Origin of the sequence: Amycolatopsis ponsaeliensis, assembly GCF_030182635.1 — a bacterium.
Classification (GTDB): domain Bacteria; phylum Actinomycetota; class Actinomycetes; order Mycobacteriales; family Pseudonocardiaceae; genus Amycolatopsis; species Amycolatopsis ponsaeliensis.
The window spans coordinates 222,486-240,844 of sequence record NZ_JAPZLD010000002.1 but is presented as its reverse complement, the minus strand read 5'-3'; the positions used below and the strand labels follow the sequence as shown (position 1 = coordinate 240,844).

The window sequence follows — 18,359 nt, the reverse complement described above, 5'->3', positions numbered from 1 at the left end:
GGTCCGGTTGTTTCCGGGCCCGCCGCCGTGCGTGGAGTCTTTTCGGCGAGCCGATTCCGCCCGAAAAGGCGCCCTTTTCGCCGTTGTGGCGTTATCCTCTTTGCGCGATCGTGAATACGCCGATATCCGCCGCCCCACGATTTCGAGGCAAGCCGATGCGCACCATGTATGACGCCGTCACCGCGCGGAACATCCTGAAGAAGGATGGCCGGCCGGTGCTCGTGGCCGGGTACATCGACCGGATCAAGCTCGCGCCGTGGACCGCCGCCGACTGGGCGCTCTTCCCGGGCGCCCTCAAGGTGCGGATCGTCAAGAAGGCGTCGACCGACGACGGGCACGTCCTGGACGTCGAGCCGGGCGACGCCGCGCCGGAGGAGGCGCCGGGCTGGGCGAAGCGGCGGCGTGCGTCGGGGTTCGCGTACCCGGTCATCTACTGCAACCGGTCGACCTGGCCGAAGGTGAAGGCGGCGTTCAAGGCCCAGCGCGTCGAGCCGCCGCTGTACTGGATCGCCACGGCCACCGGCAAGCGCGAGATCCCCGAAGGCGCGATCGCCGCGCAGTACCTGCTGGACGTCGCGCCCGGCATCGACATCTCCGTCGTGGCCGACTTCTGGCCCGGCGTGGATTCGCCGGGATCCGGAAAACTGACCGCCGAACCGGAAGTGGAACTCATGGAACGCATCACCGTCACCCCGCCCAACGCCGGGCAGAACACGGTCCGGCTCAACCTGTCCGGCAGCGCCGGCGCCGCCCTCGTCGTCCGCCCGCGGATCAACGGCCAAGGCGTGTCGAAGCCGATGTGGGTCGGCAACATCTTCGCGTGGGGCTCGGACAAGGCGGGCGTCGGCAACAACCCCAAGACCAACCCGAACTACGACGACCGGCTGACGTCCCACCGTCGTTTCGCCCTGCCGGGCGCGGTGTGGGCCGACCTCGAGTACAGCGCCGCGGAGCCGTTCGAGATCGACGTCGTCGGCTGAGCTCAGGCCTCCGCCGTGAGGTGGTTGCGGAGGAAGGCGATGCCGGCGTCGGTGACGTGCTGGAGCTTGCGCTCGCCGTAGAAGTGGCCCGCGCCCTCGATGCGGACGAGGTCGGCGTCCGCGCCGGCCCGCCAGTAGGCCGCGACCAGTGCTTCGCTGTGGGCGATCGGGATCCCGGCGTCGTCGGTGCCGTGGGCCAGCAGGAGCGGGGCCGCGGTCGCCGACGCGTGGAGCAGCGGGCTCGCGGTCGGGCCGGGGAGCCAGTCGTGCGGGTCGTGGCCGCTGCTGTGCAACGGGGAACCCGCGGGCGGCGGCGGGATGCGCGTGAAGTCCGCCGGCGCGCTCCAGGCGATCGCGGCGCCGACCCGGCTCGGCGGGCCGGTGATCCCGAGGTCGCCTTCGAACTCGGGATCGTCCGCCGTGACGGCGAGCATCGCGGCCAGGTAGCCACCGGCCGAGTGTCCCCACGCCGCGACGCGGTCCGCGTCGAGCTCCAGCTCCCCGGCGTGGTGGCGGACCCAGCGCACGGCGGCCTTGACGTCGTGGACCTGCGCGGGGAAGGGGGCTTCCCGCCCGTGCCGGTACTGCGCCCGCGCGACGGCGAACCCGGCCGCCAGCAACCGATCCGTCACGCGGTCGCCGAGCAGGCTGTGCTTGTGCGACCCCGCCGCGGGCGCCCCGCCGTAGAGGTAGACGACGACCGGATGGCCACCGCCGGGAGCCTGTCCGGCCGGAACGACGAGGTCGAGCAGCAGCGGCCGGTAGCCGGCGAGGGTCGCGACGAGTGCGTCCCGATAGGACACTCGCGTCCCGGCCCGTTCGGCCCGGGGCAGGGTCAGCGGAGCACGGGAAGTGAGCACGCGACCACTATCGGGGCATTCCGGGCAGTCCGGCCAGCCGTACCAGGATGCGGGAGCCGGGGCCGAGCCGACTCTCCGGCGTCTCCTCGTGACCGTCCTGGTGCTCTCCGTGTCGTGTTGACAGGCCCCGCTCACCGGTGTCAGTATCTGGATTAATCCGATTGGAAACGTTTCCAACCCCGCCTTCCGCAGCTGGAAACGTTTCCAAGAACGCACAACGAGGTAGCCGATGACGTCAACACGGGCCACGCTGCTCCAGGTCGCCGAGCGCGCCGGGGTATCACTGGCCTCGACCTCGCGGGCGCTGCACGGCTCCGGTGCCAGCCCGGCCATGGTCGAACGCGTGCGGGCCGCCGCGGCCGAGCTCGGGTACAGCGCCGATGCCATCGGGCGGTCGCTGCGGCTGAAGAAGACCTTCCAGGTCGCCTTCGCCGTCGCCGACATCGGGAACCCCGTCTACGTCGAGATGATGCGGGCCATCCACGAAGTCCTCGCCCCGCACGGCTACCGGGTCGTCGTGATGAGCACGGGGGACACCGCGACGTCGACCACCGAGCTCGTGCGCAGCCTCAACAGCGGCTTCGTCGACGGCATGATCGTCAGCCCGCTGCGCACCGACGACCGGCTGATCCGCGAGATCCAGCAGGCCCCCGTCCCGGTCGTGGTGATCGGGCGGGCGCTGGACGACCGGGGCATCAGCTCGGTCTCCACCGACTCCGCGGGCGGGATCGGCGCGGCCGTCCGCCACCTCCACGCTCTCGGCCGCCGAAACGTCGGGTTCCTCAACGGCCCGCTCGACACCACGCCCGGCACCGCGCGCCAGCGGGGGTTCGACGCCGTGGCCGGGGAAATCGCCGCCGAGCGCATCGACCAGGAGGTCGCCGGGGACTTCACCGTCACCGCCGGGCTCGAGGCCGCCCGGCGGCTGCTCGCCCGCGGCAAGCTCGACGCGCTCGTCGCGGCGAACGACCTGCTCGCCATCGGCGCCATCCGGGCCGTGCGGGAACTCGGCCTTTCCGTGCCCGAAGACGTCGCGATCACCGGCATGGACGACACCGAGATCGGCCGGGTCTTCCAGCCCAGCCTCACCAGTGTCTCCCTCGGCTCGACCGAACGCGGGCGCGCGGCGGCCCGGATCATGCTCCAGCTCACCGACGATCCCGACCACGCGGCGCAGCAGGTCGCCGTCGGCCCGGAGCTGATGGTGCGCGAATCGACCGGGGGTGCGCGATGACCGCGACGCTGACCCGCCCGGCGCCCACCACCGGGAAGAAGAAGCCGGCCCTGGCCCGCAGCCGTCGGCGCGAGGCGATCGGGCTGGTGCTGCCGTCGCTGATCCCGATCCTCGTGCTGAGCGTCGCGCCGCTGGTCGTCGGGATCTTCCTGGCCTTCACCGACGCGCGCCTCGTGCGCCACCCCGACTACGGGTTCGCCGGCGTCGACAACTTCACGAAGCTCGTCGGCAACGACCTGTTCTGGGACTCGCTGCGGATCGGCATGATCTGGACCGTCGGCGTCACGCTGCTCCAGCTGGCCGCCGCGATGGGCCTGGCACTGCTGCTCAACTCCGGGCTCAGACTGCAGGGCCTGACGCGAGTGCTCGCGCTCGTGCCGTGGGCGATGCCGCCGGTCGTCGTGGCGATCATGTGGCAGATGATCTACTCGGCCAACGGCGGCCCGCTCAACGCCTTCCTCGGCAGCGTCGGCCTGCCCGACGACATCAACTGGCTCGGCGACTTCTCGGTCGCGCTGCCCGCGGTGATCGTCGTCGGCGTCTGGGTCGGCATGCCGCAGACGACGGTGACGCTCCTGGCCGGCCTGCAGCAGATCCCCGCCGAGCTGCAGGAAGCCGCCGCGATGGACGGCGCGGGCGCGTGGCGGCGGTTCACCGCGGTGACCTGGCCGAGCCTGCGCCCGATCGTCACGTCGATCACGTCGCTGAACTTCATCTGGAACTTCAACTCGTTCTCGCTGGTCTACGTTCTCACCGCGGGCGGCCCGGGTGGCAAGACGATGGTCCCGGTGCTGTTCATCTACCTCGAGGCCTTCAAGAACCGCGAGATCGGCTACGCCGCCGCGATGGGCCTGGTGCTCGTCGTCGTGGTCGTGCTGATCCTCGCCGTCTACCTGCGGTCGCAGTTCCGCGACGACCGCGCCGTGAAGGGGCGCTGATGAGGACTCTGGTACGCCCGGCGCAATACGTCGCCCTCGCGCTCTACATCCTGTTCCTCGGCTTCCCGTTGCTGTGGCTGATTTCGGCGTCGGTGAAGTCGTCGGGCGAGCTCAATTCCCTGACGGTCAGCCTGCTGCCGAGCGAATGGCATTGGGACAACTACACCGAAGCCCTGGAAAAGCAGGGACTGGTCCGGTCCGCCGCCAACAGCCTGATCGTCGCGCTCGCTTCGACCGCGCTGTCGGTCGTCATCGCCGTGCCCGCGTCCTACGTGCTCGCGCGGCTCAAGGGCAAGGTGCGCGCGGCCGGTGTCGGCTGGATCCTGGTGAGCCAGGTGTTCCCGGTCGTGCTCATCATCCTGCCGCTGTACCTCATCCTGCGGACGCTCGGCCTGGCCGACAACCTCGCCGGCCTGACGCTGGTGCACACGACGTACATGCTGCCGTTCGCGCTCTGGATGCTGCAGGGGTACGTCGCCGCGATCCCGGTGGAACTGGAGGAGGCCGGGGCGGTCGACGGCGCGAGCCGGCTGACCGTGCTGCGCACGATCGTCTTCCCACTGCTCGCCCCGGGTGTCGCCGCGACGGCGATGTTCAGCTTCGTCTCGTCGTGGAACGAGTTCTTCTTCGCACTGGTCCTCCTGCAGTCGCCGGAGAACTACACGCTGCCCATCACGCTCAACATGTTCGTCGGCGGCGAGGGCAAGGTCGCCCTCGGCCCGCTCGCCGCCGGCGCCGTGCTCGCCGCCATCCCCAGCATCGTCTTCTTCAGCATCCTGCGCAGGAAGCTCACCAGCGGCCTGATGGCGGGGGCGGTGAAGGGATGAACCCCACCAAGAATCACTCGAAAGGTCGGTCGATGAAGACACGACGCATGATTGCCGCCACCCTTCTGTCGGTCGTCGGCCTGCTGCTCACCGCGTGCGGGGGCGGCGGGAGCGGGGACGGCGGAGACGGGCCGGTCACCCTCACCTTCCAGTCCCTGTCCGACCAGCCCGCAGCCATCGCCGCGACGCAGAAGATCGTCGGCGACTGGAACAAGGCCCACCCGGACGTGCAGGTCAAGATCGTCCAGGCCGGCTGGGACGGCGTCTACGACAAGCTGATCACCCAGTTCAACGCGGGCACGGCACCGGACATCGTGCACTACGAGGCGGCCGGCATCGCGCCCTTCGCCACCGACGGCTACCTCGCGGACCTGACGCAGTACCTGCCGGAGCAGAAGCGCGCGGACATCCCGAAGGGCGTCCTGGACTCGGTGACGGTCGACGGCAAGGTGATCGCCGCGCCGACCGAGCTGCAGTCCTATGTGGTCTTCGCGAACAAGACCCAGCTGCAGCAGGCGGGTGTCACGATCCCGACCGGTGCCACGATGACCTGGGACCAGCTGCGCGACATCGCCAAGGCGACGACGAAGGACGGCAAGTTCGGCCTCGGCTGGGGCCTGTCGAGCCCGACGGCGGCGTTCGTCGCGCTGGCTCCCGGCTTCGGCGGCAAGTACTTCGAGGGCACCGGTGACAAGGCGAACCTGAGCGTCGGCCAGGGCGAGCAGGCCCTGCCGCAGCTCGTCGACGCGATGGCCCACCAGGACCACTCGATCCTGCCGGTCACGCTGACGCAGTCGGGCACCAAGGCGCTCGCGCCGTTCTACGCGGGCCAGATCGCGATGACGGTCCAGGGTTCCTACCAGGCGGCCAACATCGCGAAGGACGCGCCGAAGGGCTTCGACTGGGTCGTGCTCCCGCCGCTGGCCGGTTCGGCCGGGCCCGCGCAGGCCGCGAACCCGCAGACGCTGTCGGTGAACAAGGACTCCGGCCACGTCAAGGAAGCCGCGGAGTTCGTCGACTTCTTCACCAGTACCGACAACCTCGCCGCCATCAACGAGGCCGACGCGCTGATCCCGCCGACGACGTCCGCGCGGCAGGCGCTCACGACCAAGCTCGGCGCGAAGAACGGCTGGAACGCGATCCTCGCCTCCGGCCAGTACCTCACCTCGGCGCCCTACCTGTTCGCCGGCAAGTACGCGCAGTGGAAGGACACCGTCGCGACCCCGGCGTACCAGCAGTTCCTCGGACAGAAGATCGACGCCGCCGGCCTCGCGAAGCAGCTCGAGGACGGCTGGAAGAGCGTCAGCAAGTGACAGGAGCGGATTCTTGACCTGGCTGGAAGACCGGGCCGTCGCGGTGATCACCGGCGCGGCCGTCGGGGACGCCCTCGGCGGCGCCACCGAAGGGTGGACACCCGAACAGATCGAAGAGCGCCACGGCGGCCGGGTGACCGGCGTCGTCGGGCCGTGGTACCCGGACTGGCGGACGGCGCGCCCCATCGCGCCGTACCACAAGGGCGACGGGCACATCACCGACGACACCCTCATGACGCGGGCGCTCGTCGAGGTGTACGCGAAGCGCCGCGCGCACCTCGACGCGTACGCGATGGCCGAGGACCTGGTGCCGCTCATGATCGGCGAGCCGCGCTGGGTGCCGGAGCTGGAGTCGACCGCGTTGCTGCTGCAGCGGGTCTTCCTGGCCGAGAAGTGGATCGTCGCGAGACTCCACTATGGACACGTCGACCCGCGCGAAGCGGGTGTGGGCAACGTGGTCAACTGCGGCGCGGCGATGTACGTCGCCCCGGTGGGCGTCGTCAACGCGGGTGACCCGCGGGCGGCGTACGCCGAGGCGATCGACCTCACCGGCGCGCACCAGTCGAGCTACGGCCGTGAGGCGGCGGGGGTGCTGGCCGCGATGGTGGCGGCCGCCGTCGCCCCGGGCGCGTCGCTCGACGACGTCGTCGCGGCGGCTCTGGAAGTGGCTCACGACGGGACCGCGGCGGCGCTGCGGGCCGTCGTCGCGGAGTTCGGTGGCCGGACCGTCCCCCCGGCCACCGACGACGAAGAGCGGGCGCTGGCCGCGCTCGTCCGGGAGACGGTCGCGCCGTTCGACTCGGTCGGGCCGCACTACCGGGAGATGTCCCTCGATGCGAGGCGGCCTTCGCGGACGAAGTCCATCGAGGAGCTGCCTGCCGCGTTGGCGTTCGTGCTGGCGCACCAGGGCGGTTTCCGCGGGGCGGTGCTCGCGTCCGTGAACTACGGCCGGGACGCCGACTCGATCGCCGTGATGGCGGCGGCGATCTGCGCGGGCCTCGGCGGGACGGCGGTCGTGCCGGCCGCGTGGGTCGACGAGATCGGCGACGCCAGCCGGATGGACCTGCGCGAGACCGGGCACCTGCTGGCCTCGGCGGCCGCGGACATCCTGAAGGCCGACCGGGAGCGGGCCGCGGCCCGCGTGGCCTTCCTCGGGGAGCCGACGTGAGGCTGACCTGGGCCCAACCCGAGGACCTGCTCCCGCACGAGCTGGTGCAGTCCCTGGCCGAGGGCAAGGACGTCACCGCGGTCCGGGACCGGTGGGTCGCGGCGGGTGGGGATCCGACGCCGGTCGTGAGCGGTGCGGGTCCCGCGATGCCTTCGCTGCGGCCGCTGGCCCGGGAGCTGCTGGACGAGCTCGACTCGCCTGTGGCCGAACCTTCCTGGGACTCGCTGGACTTGCCTGCGCCGCCGTCGCTGCCTCGCGGATCCCGTGGGCGTGAGCTGAGCGCGTGGACCGGCCGGGCCGCGGGGTGCCTGCTCGGCAAGCCCGTCGAGAAGATCCCGCGGGAGGGCATCGAGGCGATCCTCCGGGCGACCGGCCGCTGGCCCCTCGCCGGGTGGTTCACCGCGGTGGGGCTGCCTGCCGACGTGGCCGCAAGATGGCCGTGGAACCGTCGGTCCGCGCCGACGTCCCTGGAAGAGAACATCGACGGGATGCCCGAGGACGACGACCTCAACTACCCGATGCTCGCGCTGTCCTTGCTGGAGACCCACGGCCGGGACTTCACGACGTCGGACGTCGCGCAGCTGTGGCTGGACAACCTGCCGGCCGGGCGAGTGTTCACGGCGGAACGCGCGGCGTACCGGAACCTCCTGGACGCGCGCCCCGACACCGCGACCTACCGGAACCCGTTCCGCGAGTGGATCGGTGCGCTGATCCGCGCGGACGTGTTCGGCTGGGTGTCCCCGGGCGACGTGCGTTCGGCGGCTCGGCTGGCGTGGACGGACGCCCGGCTCAGCCACACGCGCAACGGCGTGTACGGCGCGATGTGGGCGGCGGCGCTCGCCTCGGCGGCGATGGTGTGCGACACGGTGGACGAAGTCCTGGACGCGGCGTCGGCGGTGGTCCCTTTGTCGAGCGACCTCGCGGCGGCGATCCGCTTCGGCCGTTCAGCGGCGTCGGAAGGCGATGTCCGAAGTGGACTCGACCGGCTGCATGCGGCGTACGGGCACCTGCACTGGGTGCACGTGCTCAACAACGCGGCGGTGATCGCGTACGCGCTCGCTGCGGGTGGCGGGGAGTTCGGGCCGAGTGTGGCGATCGCGGTGACGGCGGGCTGGGACACGGACTCGGCGGCCGCGACGGTCGGGGGAGTGGTCGGCGCGGTGAGCGGAGTGGACGAGTACTGGAGCAAGCCCCTGGACGGCCGGATCGCGACCTCGTTGCCGGGCGGAGAGCGGCGGATCGAGGACCTCGCGGCCCGCACGGCGGCGCTGGCGGAGGTGGGGGCATGACCGGCAGCGAGGGTCCGCCGGATGGCGGCGCGGCCGGCGGGCCGGGCATCGGCGATGGGGAAGACCGGGGCTCGCTCGGCGTCCCTGCGCCCGACAGCCCGAACCCCACCGCCCGCGTGACCGGGCGGGTGGTCGTCGTGGGCTCGGCCAATGTCGACCTCGCCGTCGATGTTCCCCGGCCGCCGAAAGCCGGCGAAACCGTCCTCGGGGGACGGCTCCGGCGCAGTCCCGGTGGCAAAGGCGCGAACCAGGCCGTCGCCGCCGCCCTCGCCGGAGGCGCCGACACCACCTTCGTCGGGGCCCTCGGCGAAGACGAAGCCGCCGACCTTCTCCTCGTCTCCCTCGGTGGCGCCGGGGTCCGGACCGACCTCGTCGACCGGGCCGACGCGCCCACTGGGACCGCCTTCATCACCGTCGCCCCCGACGGCGAGAACGCCATCGTCGTCGCGCCCGGCGCGAACGAGCACGTGAAGGTCGTTGCCGCCCAGGCCGAACGGATCGCCGAAGCCGACGTTGTCCTGGCCCAGCTGGAAATCCCCCTCGACGTCGTGGCGGCCGCCGCCGCGGTCAGGAAACCCGGAGCGCGGATGATCCTCAACGCCGCGCCCTCGCGGGAGCTGCCCGACTCGCTGTGGGACGCGCTCGACCTGCTCGTCGTCAACGAACACGAGGCCGCCGACCTCGCCGGCGAGCCCGAGAAGCTGCTCAAGCGCGTACCCGCCGTCGTGGTCACCCTCGGCGGCGAAGGCTGTGTCGTCCTGCGAAGGGACCACGAGCCCGTGCGGATCCCCGGCATCCCGGTCGACGTCGTCGACACCACCGGCGCCGGCGACACCTTCTGCGGCGTGCTTGCCGCGGCGCTGGCCCGCGGCGAAGACCTCCCCGACGCCGCGAAACGAGCGGTAGCCGCCGGCGCGTTCGCCGTCACCCGGCCCGGCGCCCAGGCCGCCGTCCCCACCGAAGACGAGGTCGCAGGAATGACGTCATGACGTTCGACCCGCTCGTCCCGCGGCCGATCGACCGCCCCACCGAGGTGCGCGGACCGCTGGCCGACCTCGACGACGCGAAGATCTTCGCCGCCCCCGCGGACCCGGCCGACCGGCCCGCGTGGCGCGCGAAACTCCGTGAATGGCGCGAGGACGCGCGAAGCCGGCACGGCTACACCGGCAAAGACTACGAGCGTCCGGGCGCGGCCTGGGCGCAGACCTGCCACACGGTCGCCCAGGTGTGGCTCTGGGACGAGCTGCTCTACTCCTTCGCCGAGCACCGCTTCACCCCCGAGCGCTTCCTCGCCGACGCGCAAGAGCGCTTCGGTGGCCTCGACGCCGTCGTCCTCTGGCACGCCTACCCGGTGATCGGCCTCGACGACCGCAACCAGTGGGACTTCTACCGCGACGTCCCCGGGCTCACCGACCTGATCGACACCCTGCACGGCAACGGCCTGCACGTCTTCGTCGACTACAACCCCTGGGACGTCGGCACCCGCCGCGGCGACGACGACCTCACCGAACTCGCGGCACTGGTCGCCGACCTGAAAGCCGACGGCGTCTTCCTCGACACGCTCAAGAAGGCCGAGCCGGACTTCGTCGACCGGCTCGAAGCCGCCCGGCCCGGCATCGTCCTCGAAGGCGAGTCCAAGCTGCCGGTCGAGCGGATCGAGGACCACGCGGCGTCGTGGGCCCAGTTCTTCGCCGACTCGCCCGTCCCGGGCGTCCTGCGCGCCCACTGGTACGAGCGCCGCCACATGCAGCACCACGTCCGCCGCTGGCACCGCGACCACAGCGAAGAACTGCAGTCGGCGTGGCTCAACGGCGTCGGCGTCATGGTCTGGGAGGTCGTCTTCGGCGTGTGGGTCGGCTGGTCGCCCCGCGACGCCGCGACGGTCCGCCGGATGGTCACCCTCCAACGTGCGGCACAAGATCTGCTGCTCGGCGGCGAGTGGACACCCCTCGCCGAGCTGCCACCCGAGGCCGAGGCGGCCGGCGTCTACGCGTCGAAATGGGAACTCGACGGCAGGACACTGTGGACCCTCGTCAACCGCGGCGACACCGGCTACCACGGCCCGCTGCCCGGCACCGACCTCCTGGGCGGCGTACCGGCGCGGGGGATCGGCGCCGCGGTGGAAGGGTGGCTGCCGGACCTTCCGGAGCTGCCGCATGACCCGGACCGACGCTTCCCGCACCGGCTCGCGAAGAGGATAAGTCCACAAAGGACCACCGGAAAGCCCGATGCGGACGCCGTCATCGTCCCGGCCGGGCCGTACGTCCTGACTGTGCGGTACCGCGCCCGCGAGACCGGCCTGTACCAGGGAGCGCCCTATGTGGACGAATGGAAGCCGCTTCCGCCGCGCCTGCACGACGCACGCACGGTGCAGCGCGACGGCGAACTGACCACGGCCGTCGCGGTAGCGGCCACGGAAGTGACCAACGCGCAGTACGCGGAGTTCCTGGCCGCCACCGGCCACGAGCCGAAACCGAAGCACCTGGGCGCGCCCGGCGAACCCGTCACCTACGTCGACCTCGACGACGCCCGCGCGTACTGCGCCTGGCGTGGCGGCCGCCTGCCGACCGAGGACGAATGGCAGCTGGCCGGCGAAAGGCTCGAGCGGGGCACTCCGGCCGTGTGGAACTGGACCGAGAGCGAACACTCCGACGGACGGACGCGATTCGTGATGCTCAAGGGCGGCAGCGACTACGCGGCCGAAGGCTCCGAATGGTACGTCGAAGGCGGCCGGAAGGACCCCGAATACACCGTGAAGCTCCTGCTGCCCGGCCTGGGTCTCGCCCGCAGCGCGACCATCGGCTTCCGCTGCGCGTGGGAGGTGACGGCGTGACCGTCTCCCGCGACCGGTCGACCGGGGCGCTGGCCGGGCTGCGCGTCGTCGACGCGTCCACGCTCTTCGCCGGCCCGATGGCCGCCATGCACCTCGGGGACATGGGCGCCGAGGTGATCAAGATCGAGCACCCGCGCAAACCCGACCCCTCGCGCACCCACGGCGCCGCGAAGGACGGCGTCAACCTGTGGTGGAAGACCCTGGGCCGCAACAAGCGCACGATCACCGCCGACCTCGGCAGCGAAGGCGGCCGCGAGGTGTTCCTCGCGCTGGCCACCACAGCGGACGTCGTCATCGAGAACTTCCGCCCCGGCACGCTCGAACGCTGGAACCTCGGGTACGACGAGCTGGCGAGCTGGAACCCGAAGCTCGTGCTGGCCCGCGTCACCGGCTTCGGGCAGCTCGGTCCGTACCGGAGCCGGCCGGGCTTCGGCACGCTCGCCGAGGCGATGAGCGGGTTCGCGGCGACCACCGGCGAACCGGACGGGCCACCGACGCTCCCGCCGTTCGGGCTCGCCGACGGCGTCGCGTCCCTGGCCACGGCGTACGCGATCATGGTCGCCCTTTCCGCACGCGCGAACACCGGGCGCGGACAGGTCGTCGACACCGCGATCATCGAGCCGATGCTGGCCATGCTCGGCCCGCAGATCACGCGCTGGGACCAGCTGCGCACCGTCCAGCCGCGCACCGGCAACCGGTCGACGAACAACGCGCCGCGCAACACGTATCGCACGGCCGACGGCCAGTGGGTCGCGGTGTCCACCTCGGCTCAGTCGATCGCCGAGCGCGTGGTCCGCATGGTCGGCCGGCCCGACCTGGCCGCCGAGCCGTGGTTCGCGACCGGCGCCGATCGGGCCCGCCACGCCGACGAGCTCGACGAAGCAGTCGGCAAGTGGATCGGGCAGCGCACGCGGGACGAGGTCGTCACCGCGTTCGAAGCAGCACAGGCCGCCGTCGCGCCCATCTACGACGCCGCCGACATCGTCGAGGACCCGCAGTTCCGCGCGCTCGGCACGATCCACGAGATCGACGACGCCGACCTCGGCCCGATGCTCATGCAGGGCCCGCTGTTCCGGCTCTCCGGCCACGACTGCGTCATCGGCTTCACCGGCCGCCCGCACGGCGCCGACACCGACGCCGTGCTGGAGGAGCTGGGGTTCTCGCCCGAGCGGGTGGCCGAGCTGCGTGAGCGGGGTGCGGTGTGAGCCCGCCGCTGACGTTCCTCTACGCCCCGGCCGACCGGCCCGACCGGGTGCGGAAGGCCCTGGAGTCCGAGGCGGACGTCGTGCTCGTCGACCTCGAGGACGCGGTCGCCCCGGCGCGCAAGGACGAAGCCCGCTCGAACGCGGTGCGGCTCCTCGCCGCGGTGACCAGGCCGGTGCAGGTGCGCGTCAACCACCCGAGCACGCCCTGGCACGACGCCGACCTCGCCGCGCTGGCCCGGCTGCCGCTCCCGGTGGGCGCGCGGCTGCCGAAGGTCGAAGCGCGGGCGGAGATCCTGGCCGTCGAGGCCGCGCTGCCGGGCCGGGCGCTGCACCCGCTGATCGAGTCGGCGCTCGGGGTGGAACGGGCCCTCGACATCGCGACGGCGTCGCCGCGGATCGCGTCGATCGGGCTCGGCGAGGCCGACCTGCGCTCGGACCTCGGCGTCGCCGACGACGCCGGGCTGACGTGGGCACGCAGCCGCGTGATCGTCGCGGCCCGGGCAGCCCGGCTCGCGCCACCCGCGATGTCGGCGTACGCGAACGTCCGCGACCTCGACGGGCTGGCGGCGTCGTGTCGCGCGGGCCGTGCGCTCGGCTTCCGCGGCCGGACGGCGATCCACCCGGTCCAGCTCGAGACGATCCGGACGGCGTTCCTGCCGACGTCGCAGGAGGTGTCCCGGGCGCGCGAGGTCATCGCCCGGGTCGCCGACGCGACGGCCGCCGGCGTCGGCGCGATCGCGTTGCCCGACGGGACGTTCCTCGACGTGGCCATGGTCGAGCAGGCACGGACGGTGCTTTCCCTGGCCGACTGACGTCTGCGGCCGGCCGAACGCCTTGAATGAGTCATTCAGGTCTTCGGAGGTCCTGAATGACTCATTCAAGACATCGCCGGTACAAGGGCCGTACAACCGGGTGTACGGATTTTGGATCCGCCTCTGGCGCAATGGCGTCCATGCGAACTCCGAAAGTGCTCCTCCTCGCGCTGGCCGTGGTGGCCGGCGCACTGGCGCTGCCCGGGACGGCCAGCGCCGCCTACAGCGATCCGCTGACGACCACGACCAAGCAGAACCTGGTCTGGCACGCGACCCCGGCCGCCGCGCTGACCGCGCTGGACAACGCGCTGCCGAACGTCAGCCTCAACACCGTCGTCAACGACACCAGCTACGCGATGACCGGCTGCACCAGCGCGGAGAAGGCCGCGCTGCCCAAGGCGCCGGCCGCCACGAAGTCGTTGTGCTGGGACTCCGAACGGGCCGGCAGCACGACCTGGGTCCCGCAGGGCATCACGACCTCCGGGGACGCCGACGACGACGGCCTGTGGGGTGCGGACAAGATCATCCTGTCCGGCTGGCACGGCACCGACGCGCTCGGCCGCTACAACGACGCGCGGATCCAGGCGGTCAACTACGACAACCCCGCCTCCTCGGCCCACCGGATGATGTACCTGGCCGTGCCCAACAGCACCGGCAGCAGCTTCTCCGCGGCGACCGCCCACATGGGCGGGATGGCCTGGTACGGCGACAAGATCTACGTCACCGCCGTCGGGAACACCTCGACCGCGATCCGGGTGTTCAGCACCAAGCACATCCTGCAGCTGACCGACACGACGTCGAACGCGATCGGCAAGACGTCGGGCGGATATGCGGCCTACACGTACAAGTACGCGATGATGCAGGTCGGCTACTACACCTACGCGGGCGGCACCTGCAGCATGGCGTCCGACACCGGCGTGCCGTGCTTCTCGTCGCTCTCGCTGGACCGCAGCACGAGCCCGGCCAGCATCGTGACGACCGAGTACTTCTCCGACCAGAGCCTGCACGGCCGGCTCTACCGCTTCCCGATGGGCACGGACTACCTGCTGACCGGGACCGCGACGGAGGCGTTCCGCAGCTACGTCGGCAACATGCAGGGCGTCCTGTCCCACGACGGCAAGTGGTACGTGGCCCACAGCTCGGCGACGATCAACGGCCAGCTCTGGGCCCAGACGACGACGGCGAGCACCTCGGCGACGTGCGGCTCGACGTCCGCCTGCTGGGCGGTGCACCCGGAGGCGCTGACCTACGACTGGTCGACGGGCCTGGTCTGGTCCCAGTCGGAGTGGTCGACCGCCGACTGCCAGGCGCAGAACCAGACCTGTGGCCGGTCGGTGTTCGCGGTGCCGCTGTCCTCCTTGGGTTAACCGGCGAGCAGGGCCGCTCCGAGCGCCGTGGTCAGGTAGAGGACCTGGCGCCCGGAGCGTTCCCGTTCGACCAGCCCGTTTTCGCGCAGGACGTTCAGGTGCTGCGACACCGCACTGGGCGTCACGCCGAGGGCGCGGGCCAGGTCGGTCGTGGTGGCGGGGGAGCGCAGCGCCTCGAGAAGCCCGGCCCGCGCGCGGCCCAGCAGCCGGACGGTGCCGGCCGCCGGGGGCCGGGTGCCCGCCGTCCACAGGACACCGCGCCCGCGGGCCGGGTAGCGGACCGTCGTCTGCGTGGACGTGTTGCCCTTGACCAGGACGTGCGGGCAGCCGAGCACGACCGGGATGAGGACGAGGCCGCCGGGACCCCGGTTCACCTGGCGGTCGCCGGTCAGCAGCAGCTTTCCGGCGCGCCAGCGCAGGTCCGGGTGCAGGCCGGCGAACAGCCGGTCGGCGCCGCCCGCGGCCAGCATCCGCGCGCGGTGGGCGACGTCGGCGTCGAGGACGGCCCGGATCCTCGGCCAGTGCGGGGCGAGCAGCCGGTCGTGCGCCCGCAGCAGCTCTCCGGCGATCGCTTTCAGCCCGGCCGCCGGGCGCGCGGCGAGCTCGGCGACGGTCCCGCGGAGGTCCGTGCCGAACACCCGCCCGAGGCTGGCCCGGACCTGACGCGCGGTCGTCCGCCGCAGCGCGGCCAGATCGTCCTCGATGGACGGACCCGCGCCGCGGGGCGCGGGGACCAGGAACTCCGGCCAGCTGGGCCGGTCGCTCACGATCAGCGGCCACGTCCACGGCAGGTCCAGCGGCGCGCGGGCGAGCTCGTCCTCCGCCCAGCGCAGCCACGGCAGGGCGCTCGCCTGCCGCTCACGGCCGCCCAGCTGCTGCAGGCACGCGACCGTCTCCGACAGCGGGGAGATCGCGAAGCGGGTCGCCGCGAGCTCCGCGACGCCGAGTTCGAGGATCATGGCCATGGTTCCGAGTATGTAGCGCGGAGCTAAATGCTGTCCGCGAAGCCGCGGCGGGCCAAAAGATCGGGTCATGATCGGACCGGACTTCCGGCGGCTCCTGTGGGCGACCGGCATCGACAACCTCGGCACCGGCGCGTTCACCGCGGCGGTGCCCCTGCTGACCGTCACGCTCACCCACGACCCGAGGCTCGTTTCCCTCGTCTCGGCCGCGGCGTACCTGCCCTGGTTGCTGTTGTCCCTGCCCGCCGGCGCGCTGGCCGACCGCCACGACCGCGCCGGCCTGATGTGGCGCGCGCAGGCGGCGCAAGCCGTGCTGGTCGCCATCACCGCCGTCCTGGCCGCCTGTGGGGCGATCGGGATCCCGGTCCTCGCCGTCACGGCGTTCGGGCTCGGGGCGGGCGAAGTCGTCTTCAGCACCGCGGCCCAGGCGATCCTGCCGGACCTGGTCGCGAAGCCGCTGCTGCCCCGGGCCAACGGCCGTCAGCAGGCGATCACGACGGTCACCGAGCAGTTCGCCGGCCCGCCGCTGGGCAGCCTGCTGTTCGGCGTCGCGGCGGCGCTCCCGTTCGGGCTCGACGCCGTGTCGTTCGCGGCGTCCGCCGTCCTGGTGGCGAGGCTGCCCCGGCGAGCCGGCGCCGCCCGGACGCGCTCGGCGATCCGGGAAGGCCTGGCGTGGCTGCTGCGGCACCGGCTGCTGCGCACGCTCGCGATCCTGGTGGGTGTCAACACTTTCTGCGGTCAGCTGGCCGCCGCGACGCTCGTCCTGCTCGCCACCGAGGTGGTGCACCTCGACGCGCGCGGCTACGGCCTGCTGCTCGCCGGCGCCGCGCTCGGGAGCGTGCTCGGCGGCCTGGTCAACGCGCGCGTCCTGGCCCGGATCGGGGCCCGGCCGGCGTTGCTGACGGCGCTGGCGGCGAACGTCGCCGCGTTCGCCGGCATCGGCCTGAGCCGTGACGCCGTGATGCTCGGCGCGTTCCTCGCCGTGAACGGCTTCGTGACGACGTTGTGGAACATCGTCAGCGTCGGCCTTCGGCAGGAGCTGGTGCCGTCCGCGTTGCTCGGCCGGGTCTCCAGCGCGTACCGGCTGCTCAGCTGGGGCTTGATCCCGGTCGGCACCCTGGCCGGCGGCCTGGTGGCGCACGGGCTGGGGTTGCGGGCGCCGTACCTCGTCGCGGCCGCCGTGCGCGGGCTCGCCCTGGTTGCTGCGCTACCCGTGCTGATCAGTCCGTTGTGGACCGGTCAGCGCCGCGTGTAGATGAAGCCGAGCTGGTCTACCTCGTCACCCGCGCGGCCGTGGAAGCCCGCGATCTGCCAGCCGTCCGGGGCCGTCGCGGTCGTGCAGTCCGCGGTCGTCGTCCCGCCGGCGAGCGTGCCGCCGCGGTTGGTCGTGATGCGGGCGGAGAAGATCCGGGTGTGGCCGTTGTAGCTGCCCTGGCACAGCTCGGCGGAGACCGCGTACTCGCCGTCGGCCAGCCGGTAGGTCCGGGTGGTGCCGCCGGTTCCGCCGTGACCGGACGTCGTGCCGTCCGCCGAGGTCGAACCGATCCGGTCGACGCGGCTGCCCGCGCTGAGCGTGAACGCCGACGCCCGCATGGCCGGTGGGATCCGCTCCAGGTCGGTGAACGGCGTGCCGTGCGGGCCGCCGAACCGGTCGCTCAGCCGGAACGCCGGGTTGTCCGACCAGCCGAACCGCACGGTCACCGGATCGTGGTCCGACAGCATCGCGCCGGCCGCGTCGAGGAACGCGCGGTGCTCGTTGTTGTAGTACGTCGCGTCGAGGGTGATCTGCTTGCTGCCGCGGTAGAGCACCTTGTCGACGACTTCGCATGCATTGGTGACCGCGTTTTCGTCGCACACCAGGGGATCGCTGCCCGCGGCGGGCGGGACGCCGCCGCGTTCGAGCCGGACCCACGCGTCGGTGAGGCCGTTGGCGGCCGCGAACGCCCGGATCGTGTCGGCCGCCCGGGTGTAGCGGGTGTTGGTGTCGCCCATGACGAGGACGGCGTTGCCCGCCGAGTGCGTGGCGATGTAGGCCGTGAGCTGCTCGAGGTTCGCGGCGCGCGAGACCTGGTCGCCGTCGTTCGTGCCCGCGTTCGTGTGGATGTTGTACGTGTCGACGTAGACGCCTTCGGCGAGCCGGAGCCGGGTGAAGGTGAAGCCCTTCGGCGTCAGGCAGTCGCCCGAGTCGAACTGGCACGAGGTCCAGCGGACTCGCTCCAGCTCGTCGACGGGCAGGCCGGACAGGCTGTTCAGGCCGCTCCCGATCCCGGCACCGCCGCTGGTCGGCGTCCGGTACGGGTGGGTGTCGGCCGCGTAGAGGTTGGCGTGGTAGTTGAAGTCCTCCTGGACGTGCACCAGGTCGTACGGGCCGAGGCGCTGCCCGATGGCCGTCGTGCTCGACGCGCGCGGGGTGGGGGCGCTGGAAATGCCCTCGGGCAGCCCGGCGACGTTGTAGGACAACACGCTGAAGGTGCCGCCGGCGGCGTGGGCGGCGGGAGCGGTGACGGCGAGCCCGGACGCGGCCAGCACGGCCGTCGCGAAGGCGGTGAACACTCTGCGCAAGGCGGTGTT

Annotated in this window: 16 protein-coding genes; 13 read left to right on the top strand and 3 right to left on the bottom strand. The window is 72.0% G+C overall.

The window, feature by feature from the left end; translation table 11 throughout:
• The first annotated feature begins 155 nt into the window (after positions 1-155).
• Positions 156-980, top strand: a complete 825-nt coding sequence (locus QQ657_RS04005; RefSeq protein WP_284740657.1) for a hypothetical protein — start codon at positions 156-158, stop codon at positions 978-980.
• Between the two features lie 2 nt (positions 981-982).
• On the opposite strand, the gene QQ657_RS04000 is transcribed toward QQ657_RS04005, so the two are convergent.
• Positions 983-1,840 carry a prolyl oligopeptidase family serine peptidase gene (locus QQ657_RS04000; RefSeq protein WP_284740656.1) on the bottom strand — a complete coding sequence of 286 codons (858 nt, stop codon included), beginning with the start codon at positions 1,838-1,840 and terminating at the stop codon, positions 983-985.
• Positions 1,841-2,069: 229 nt separating this feature from the next.
• Between QQ657_RS04000 and QQ657_RS03995 the strand changes: the two genes are divergently transcribed.
• From QQ657_RS03995 to QQ657_RS03945, 11 genes are all read left to right on the top strand, one after another.
• Positions 2,070-3,074 carry a LacI family DNA-binding transcriptional regulator gene (locus tag QQ657_RS03995; protein ID WP_284740655.1) on the top strand — a complete coding sequence of 335 codons (1,005 nt, stop codon included), beginning with the start codon at positions 2,070-2,072 and terminating at the stop codon, positions 3,072-3,074.
• Positions 3,071-4,012 (top strand): carbohydrate ABC transporter permease, encoded by a 942-nt coding sequence (locus tag QQ657_RS03990; RefSeq protein ID WP_284740654.1) that lies wholly within the window; start codon positions 3,071-3,073, stop codon positions 4,010-4,012. The genes QQ657_RS03995 and QQ657_RS03990 overlap by 4 nt, the downstream gene beginning before the upstream one ends.
• Entirely contained in the window at positions 4,012-4,839 is an 828-nt protein-coding gene (locus QQ657_RS03985) for a carbohydrate ABC transporter permease (RefSeq protein ID WP_284740653.1), read from the top strand. Before QQ657_RS03990 ends, QQ657_RS03985 begins: the two co-directional genes overlap by 1 nt.
• A 32-nt stretch (positions 4,840-4,871) precedes the next feature.
• Positions 4,872-6,152, top strand: a complete 1,281-nt coding sequence (locus QQ657_RS03980) for an ABC transporter substrate-binding protein (RefSeq protein WP_284740652.1) — start codon at positions 4,872-4,874, stop codon at positions 6,150-6,152.
• A gap of 13 nt (positions 6,153-6,165) precedes the next feature.
• A complete protein-coding gene (locus tag QQ657_RS03975; RefSeq protein ID WP_284740651.1) occupies positions 6,166-7,320 on the top strand; it encodes an ADP-ribosylglycohydrolase family protein in 1,155 nt (384 codons plus the stop codon).
• Positions 7,317-8,609 (top strand): ADP-ribosylglycohydrolase family protein, encoded by a 1,293-nt coding sequence (locus tag QQ657_RS03970; RefSeq protein ID WP_284740650.1) that lies wholly within the window; start codon positions 7,317-7,319, stop codon positions 8,607-8,609. The genes QQ657_RS03975 and QQ657_RS03970 overlap by 4 nt, the downstream gene beginning before the upstream one ends.
• A 116-nt stretch (positions 8,610-8,725) precedes the next feature.
• A complete protein-coding gene (locus QQ657_RS03965) occupies positions 8,726-9,598 on the top strand; it encodes a ribokinase (RefSeq protein ID WP_284740904.1) in 873 nt (290 codons plus the stop codon).
• A complete protein-coding gene (locus QQ657_RS03960) occupies positions 9,595-11,442 on the top strand; it encodes a formylglycine-generating enzyme family protein (protein ID WP_284740649.1) in 1,848 nt (615 codons plus the stop codon). Before QQ657_RS03965 ends, QQ657_RS03960 begins: the two co-directional genes overlap by 4 nt.
• Positions 11,439-12,647 (top strand): CaiB/BaiF CoA transferase family protein, encoded by a 1,209-nt coding sequence (locus QQ657_RS03955; RefSeq protein WP_284740648.1) that lies wholly within the window; start codon positions 11,439-11,441, stop codon positions 12,645-12,647. The genes QQ657_RS03960 and QQ657_RS03955 overlap by 4 nt, the downstream gene beginning before the upstream one ends.
• Positions 12,644-13,459: an HpcH/HpaI aldolase/citrate lyase family protein gene (locus QQ657_RS03950; protein WP_284740647.1), complete on the top strand. Its 816-nt coding sequence runs from the start codon at positions 12,644-12,646 to the stop codon at positions 13,457-13,459. Before QQ657_RS03955 ends, QQ657_RS03950 begins: the two co-directional genes overlap by 4 nt.
• A 140-nt stretch (positions 13,460-13,599) precedes the next feature.
• Complete coding sequence (locus QQ657_RS03945; protein ID WP_284740646.1) at positions 13,600-14,826, top strand: hypothetical protein; 1,227 nt, start codon at positions 13,600-13,602, stop codon at positions 14,824-14,826.
• Here QQ657_RS03945 and QQ657_RS03940 read toward each other — a convergent pair.
• Positions 14,823-15,791, bottom strand: coding sequence for an ArsR/SmtB family transcription factor (locus tag QQ657_RS03940; RefSeq protein WP_284740645.1), 969 nt, complete (start codon positions 15,789-15,791; stop codon positions 14,823-14,825). The genes QQ657_RS03945 and QQ657_RS03940 overlap by 4 nt on opposite strands.
• A 67-nt stretch (positions 15,792-15,858) precedes the next feature.
• Here QQ657_RS03940 and QQ657_RS03935 point away from each other — a divergent pair, with 67 nt between their 5' ends.
• Positions 15,859-17,043 (top strand): MFS transporter, encoded by a 1,185-nt coding sequence (locus QQ657_RS03935; RefSeq protein WP_284740644.1) that lies wholly within the window; start codon positions 15,859-15,861, stop codon positions 17,041-17,043.
• Here QQ657_RS03935 and QQ657_RS03930 read toward each other — a convergent pair.
• The gene (locus QQ657_RS03930; protein ID WP_284740903.1) at positions 17,028-18,341 is read right to left on the bottom strand and encodes a jacalin-like lectin; all 1,314 of its coding nucleotides are present in this window, start codon (positions 18,339-18,341) and stop codon (positions 17,028-17,030) included. The two genes, QQ657_RS03935 and QQ657_RS03930, sit on opposite strands and share 16 nt — an antisense overlap.
• Between the last annotated feature and the right edge of the window lie 18 nt (positions 18,342-18,359).

Coding starts and splice junctions, on each gene's coding strand:
- QQ657_RS04005 (WP_284740657.1), top strand. CDS start 156: ATGCGCACCATGTATGACGCCGTCACCGCGCGGAACATCCTGAAGAAG.
- QQ657_RS03995 (WP_284740655.1), top strand. CDS start 2,070: ATGACGTCAACACGGGCCACGCTGCTCCAGGTCGCCGAGCGCGCCGGG.
- QQ657_RS03990 (WP_284740654.1), top strand. CDS start 3,071: ATGACCGCGACGCTGACCCGCCCGGCGCCCACCACCGGGAAGAAGAAG.
- QQ657_RS03985 (WP_284740653.1), top strand. CDS start 4,012: ATGAGGACTCTGGTACGCCCGGCGCAATACGTCGCCCTCGCGCTCTAC.
- QQ657_RS03980 (WP_284740652.1), top strand. CDS start 4,872: ATGAAGACACGACGCATGATTGCCGCCACCCTTCTGTCGGTCGTCGGC.
- QQ657_RS03960 (WP_284740649.1), top strand. CDS start 9,595: ATGACGTTCGACCCGCTCGTCCCGCGGCCGATCGACCGCCCCACCGAG.
- QQ657_RS03945 (WP_284740646.1), top strand. CDS start 13,600: ATGCGAACTCCGAAAGTGCTCCTCCTCGCGCTGGCCGTGGTGGCCGGC.
- QQ657_RS03940 (WP_284740645.1), bottom strand. CDS start 15,791: ATGGCCATGATCCTCGAACTCGGCGTCGCGGAGCTCGCGGCGACCCGC.
- QQ657_RS03935 (WP_284740644.1), top strand. CDS start 15,859: ATGATCGGACCGGACTTCCGGCGGCTCCTGTGGGCGACCGGCATCGAC.